Origin of the sequence: Streptomyces sp. SA15 (assembly GCF_002291145.1) — a bacterium.
Lineage (GTDB): Bacteria > Actinomycetota > Actinomycetes > Streptomycetales > Streptomycetaceae > Streptomyces.
Genome location: NZ_NTGE01000189.1, coordinates 1 through 4,917 on the forward strand (window position 1 = coordinate 1; position 4,917 = coordinate 4,917).

Annotated in this window: 5 protein-coding genes and 1 pseudogene; 2 read left to right on the forward strand and 4 right to left on the reverse strand. The window is 73.9% G+C overall.

Annotated elements, in window-relative coordinates:
- The coding region (locus CLM62_RS40265) for a phage holin family protein (protein WP_107483856.1) at nucleotides 1–1,416 on the reverse strand (1,416 nt) is incomplete at its 3' end.
- Nucleotides 1,417–1,534: 118 nt separating this feature from the next.
- Nucleotides 1,535–1,966, reverse strand: a complete 432-nt coding sequence (locus tag CLM62_RS40270; protein WP_095754845.1) for a hypothetical protein — start codon at nucleotides 1,964–1,966, stop codon at nucleotides 1,535–1,537.
- 83 nt (nucleotides 1,967–2,049) lie between these two features.
- Here CLM62_RS40270 and CLM62_RS40275 point away from each other — a divergent pair, with 83 nt between their 5' ends.
- On the forward strand, nucleotides 2,050–2,823 hold the full coding sequence (locus CLM62_RS40275; protein WP_179382431.1) for an MBL fold metallo-hydrolase: 774 nt from the start codon (nucleotides 2,050–2,052) through the stop codon (nucleotides 2,821–2,823).
- On the forward strand, nucleotides 2,820–3,464 hold the full coding sequence (locus CLM62_RS40280; RefSeq protein WP_095754847.1) for a DedA family protein: 645 nt from the start codon (nucleotides 2,820–2,822) through the stop codon (nucleotides 3,462–3,464). The genes CLM62_RS40275 and CLM62_RS40280 overlap by 4 nt, the downstream gene beginning before the upstream one ends.
- Here CLM62_RS40280 and CLM62_RS40285 read toward each other — a convergent pair.
- Nucleotides 3,461–4,519 carry an MBL fold metallo-hydrolase gene (locus tag CLM62_RS40285; RefSeq protein WP_095754848.1) on the reverse strand — a complete coding sequence of 353 codons (1,059 nt, stop codon included), beginning with the start codon at nucleotides 4,517–4,519 and terminating at the stop codon, nucleotides 3,461–3,463. The genes CLM62_RS40280 and CLM62_RS40285 overlap by 4 nt on opposite strands.
- Nucleotides 4,516–4,917, reverse strand: a pseudogene (locus CLM62_RS40290) (pyridoxal phosphate-dependent aminotransferase); the annotation flags it as partial. The pseudogene CLM62_RS40290 and the gene CLM62_RS40285, both read right to left, overlap by 4 nt.

Genomic DNA, 4,917 nt, shown 5'->3' on the forward strand with positions numbered 1-4,917 from the left:
GGCCCTGCGCGGCACGGGCAGCCCGCAGCCGGCCCGGACCAGGTCGCCGAGGGTGAGGCCGTAGCGGGTGCGGAAGGTCTCGCCGGGGCTCTGGCCGTGGTCGGACAGCACGACGATGCGGTACGGGCGCGGGGCGTGCTCGGCGACGTTCTCGATGAGCGCGAGCGAGCGGTCGAGGCGTTCGAGGACCTTCTCGGCGTCGCGGCTGAACGGCCCGGAGTGGTGCGCCACTTCGTCGTACGCCACGAGGTCGGCGTAGACCGCGGTGCGGCCGGCGAGCATGTCGCCCATCACCGCGGCGACGACGACGTCCCGTTCGACGACGGTGGCGAAGGCGCGGATGAAGGGGTAGAGGCCGCCGCGGGAGACCCGGGGGCGGACCTTGTGCACGCGGGTCCGGGTGGACTGGCCTATCTCGCGGCCGGCATCGGCGACGAAGGACAGGGCGGTGCGCACGGCGTTGGCCGGGTCGGAGAAATAGGCGAAGTAGCCGGACCTGGAGCGGTTCTCGCGGCTGCGGCGGCGGGCGGCGATGGACAGCACGAGGGCCTGTTCGTCGGCGCCGCCGGAGAAGAGGTTGCCGCGGCTGGCGCCGTCGGCGGTGAGCAGTCCGCCGTCGCCGGTGGCCGCCACGGCGCGGCGCTGGAGTTCGGCGGCGCTGCTCGGGCGGTTGCAGACCATGACCTCGCGGCGGTCCTTCTCGTACCAGCGGAAGGCGGGGATGTCGTGGTTGCTGCCGTGCAGGATGCCGAGCTGGCTGGCGCCGGTCTGGCTGGACCAGTCGGTGCGCCACGGGGTGAGCCGGTGGGTGGGCCGGCGTCCGTCGCCGCCGCCGAGCCAGCGGGCGACGGTGGGCATCAGTCCCTGGCCGACCGCGTCGAGCAGTACGTCGTGGCCGACGCCGTCGAGTTGCAGGAAGACGGTGCCGGGGCTGGACGGGCCGGGCGGCAGGGTTCTGCGGCGGCGGTCGGCGAGGCGGTACAGGCGGCGCCGGTAGGCGTCGTCGTCGCGGACGGCCAGGGCGGCACCGGTGGCGGAGGCGACCGCGGACATGACGGCGGCGACGATGACGGCCGTCTCGGGGGCGGCCTCGCTGTCCCCGGAGGGGACGATCCGCAGGGCGAGGATCAGCAGCGAGCCGTTGAGGAAGAAGACCAGCAGGCCGAGGACGAGAGCGGGCACCAGCAGCAGGAGCCGTACGAGGAACGGCCACACGAGAGCCGACAGCAGACCGAAGGCGCCGGCGCCGAGGGCCGCGGTGATGCCGATGCGGGTGGCGCTGTCGCCGTCGGCGGACTGGAGCCGGAAGTCCGGCAGGATGCCGGCCAGCACGAGCATCGTCAGGGTGGAGACGGCCCACACCGCGACGCTCCGCCCGACCTGACTGGCGACCCGCCGCCAACGCCCTCCACGCACGCCCCGTACACCTCACGTCCGGGCCCGTCGTCGGTGCGGGCCTTCAGCCAAGACTGTCATACGGCACTGACAGCGCCGAAGCCTCGACGCCCCGCCCCGCTCCGGCCGCTCCGGCCCGCTACCGCCCGTCGTAGCCGGCCGTCGGCATCGACAGCCTGCGGTGCACCCGGGCCTTCATCTGGGCGTCGTACGACGGTTCCGCCCGGTCGACCGTCTCCACGCGCACCCCGCGCCGCACGCACTCGGCGGTGAACTCCTCGACCGACGACAGCGCGCTGCTCAGGACGCGCAGGCTGGGCGCGACGAACAGGTCGCGGCCGGGTCTGACGCCCTCCCACAGGACGCAGTGGTCGGGACGCAGTCCGCGCACGAGGAGTTCGCGGGTGACGACGTAGCCCCGCTCGGCTGCCCAGCGGGCGCACATGGCGTGCTGACTGCGGGAGTCCACCAGGAAGGGGTCGTCGTCCAGCTCCTCCAGCGGCGTCAGACTGGCGATCGCCGTGACACGCAGCCGCGAGGATGTGCCGTGGGCACCGCGAACCTCTCCCATGGAGTCCCCCTCACCTCCGGGTTTCGCCGCCGACCCTACTCCTGCCCGTAGGCTTCGGGGAGTCGCGCGAAGGAGGCAAAGAGGTGCCGGTGGAGATCACCTGGTGGGGTCACGCCACCTGCACGGTCGAAGACTCGAACGTGCGTGTGCTCACCGACCCGTTGTTCGCGCGTCGGCTCGCGCATCTGCGGCGCCGCCGGGGCGCGCTGCCGCCGCCCGGCGCCCGGCGCGCGGACGTCGCACTGGTCTCTCACCTGCACGCCGACCATCTGCACGTGCCGTCGCTGGCGCGGCTGGAACCGGGCACGCGCCTGCTCGTGCCCCGGGGCGCACCACGTGCGGTACCGGGGCTGCGCCGGCTCACTCATCTCCGGGTGAGCGAGGTGGCTCCGGGGGACGAGATCAGGGTGGGCGACCTGCTCATACGGGCCGTTCCCGCCCGGCACGACGGCCGGCGGCTGCCGCTGGGCCCGCACCACTCCCCCGCCCTCGGCTACGTCGTCGAGGGCGAGGCCCGCACCTACTTCGCCGGGGACACCGCACTGTTCGACGACATGGCGAAGGAGGTCGGGCCGGTCGAGGTGGCGCTGCTGCCGGTGGGCGGCTGGGGGCCGTACCTCGGCGAGGGGCACCTGGACGCGGGGCGGGCGGCCCAGGCGCTGGCCCGCCTGGCGCCGCGCAGTGCGGTGCCGGTGCACTACGGCACGTACTGGCCGATCGGGATGGACGCCGTACGCCCGCACGAGTTCCACGCGCCGGGCGAGGAGTTCGTGCGCCTGGCGGCCGAGCACGCGCCGCGGGTGGCCGTGCACCGGCTCGGGCACGGGGAGAGCGTGCGGCTGGAGGTGGCCCGGTGAGCTGGCTTGCCGCCGCCCCGGCGACCGTGCCGCACGAGACCACGCAGCAGGCGATCGGCTATCCGACGCTGTTCCTGCTGGTGCTGATCGGCGCGCTGGTGCCGGTGGTGCCGACGGGGGCGCTGGTGAGTTCGGCGGCCGTGGTGGCCTTCCACCAGACGGCGCCGTTCGCGCTGGGGCTGGTGTTCGTGACGGCCTCGGCGGCGGCGTTCCTCGGTGATGTCGCGCTGTACTGGCTGGGGCGGCGCGGGATGGGCTCGAAGAACGGCTCGCGCTGGCTGGAGGCGATCCGCTCGCGCGCCCCCGAGGACCGCCTCAGGCGGGCCCAGGAGAAGCTGACCGACCACGGGGTGGCGGTGCTCGTGCTGTCGCGGCTCGTGCCGGCCGGACGGATCCCGGTGATGCTGGCCTGCCTGATGGCGAAGTGGCCGATGCGCCGCTTCGCCCGCGGCAATCTGCCGGCCTGCCTGGCCTGGGCGGTGACCTACCAGTTGATCGGGATCCTCGGCGGTTCGCTGTTCGACGAGCCCTGGGAGGGTGTGGTCGCGGCGGTCGCGCTGACCCTGCTGATCAGCGCGACCCCCGGCCTGTGGCGGCGGATTCGGAAGACGAAACGGAAGACGAAGACGAAGGCTGCCTAGGGCAGCAGCAGGCGGGAGCCGCCCACCGGCAGGTCCCACAGGTCCTCTCTGGGCAGGCCGGCCTTCTCCCAGGCGGTCCGCACCCGGGTGAGGGGTTCGAGGACGGGTTCGGCCGACAGCACGAAGGTCGCCCAGTGCATGGGCGCCATGCGGCGCGCCCCGAGGTCCTGCGCGGCACGCACCGCCTCCTCCGGGTCGCAGTGCACGTCGCTGAGCCACCAGCGCGGGTCGTAGGCGCCGATGGGCAGCAGTGCGAGGTCGATGCCGGGGTAGCGCCGGCCGATGTGGTCGAACCAGTGGCCGTACCCCGTGTCGCCCGCGAAGTAGACCCGCTGTCCGTCGGGGGCGGTGAGCACCCAGCCTCCCCACAGGGTGCGGCAGGTGTCGACGAGGGTGCGCTTGGACCAGTGGTGGGCGGGCACGAAGTCGAAGCGGACGCCGTGCAGTTCGGCCGCCTCCCACCAGTCCAGCTCCGTGACGTTCGTGAACCGGCGGCGGCGGAACCAGCGGCCGAGGCCGGCCGGCACCAACACGGGGGTGTGGCGCGGGAGTCTGCGCAGCGTGGGGGCGTCCAGGTGGTCGTAGTGGTTGTGGCTGATGACGACGGCGTCGACGGGCGGCAGGGCGCTCCAGGGGATGCCGACCGGGGTGATGCGGGCCGGGGTGCCGAGAATGCGGCGGGACCAGACCGGGTCGGTGAGCACGGTCAGCCCGCCGATCCGCACCACCCAACTGGCGTGCCCCGCCCAGGAGACGGCGACGGTGCGCGCGTCCACGCGGGGCAGCGGACCCGGGGCGTACGGCAGCCGGGGAATGTCGGCGAGGCCCTCGCGGCCCGGCCGGACGGAGCCCTCGCGGGCGAACCGGGCCATGGCCTTCAGGCCGGGCAGCGGGGCGGTGAGGCGGTCGTGGAAGGTGCGTGGCCATGTCCGGCTCTCGGCGAGCGGCCTCGGGGGTGCGAGGGGCGGGACGGCGGGCTCGAACGGTGACAGGGCCGCCTGATCGTCGGACTCCTGGGTGGGCGTGCTCGTGGTCGACTCTGACTGCTGCGTCATCGAGGAGGCTCCCATCGCTGAGCGTCGTCGCGGAGATCGTCGAAGACAGATTCCAGAAGGGTCAACGCGCGTTGCGCGTGTGGCAGTTCCAACGGCGAGGGTGAACTGAGGCATTCCGCGCGCTCCTCGTCCGTACCACCGAGGAGCGGGCCGGTGGACAGCCGCACGCGCAGCGCCTGAAGGTCGTCGCCGAAACGGTGTCCGCCCGGCGCGGGCATGCCCAGCCGGGCGGCGAGGAAGTCCTCCAGGTCCTGGGCGTCGCCGACACCCCGCGCGGTGAACGCGGACCGCAGGGGGCCGAGATCGACGTAGAGGTGACGGCCGGCCTGCGGGGGACGGGCCAGGGCGCCCGCCGTGACGACCTTGGAGTGCGCGGCGGCGGCCACGCGCGCGTGCAG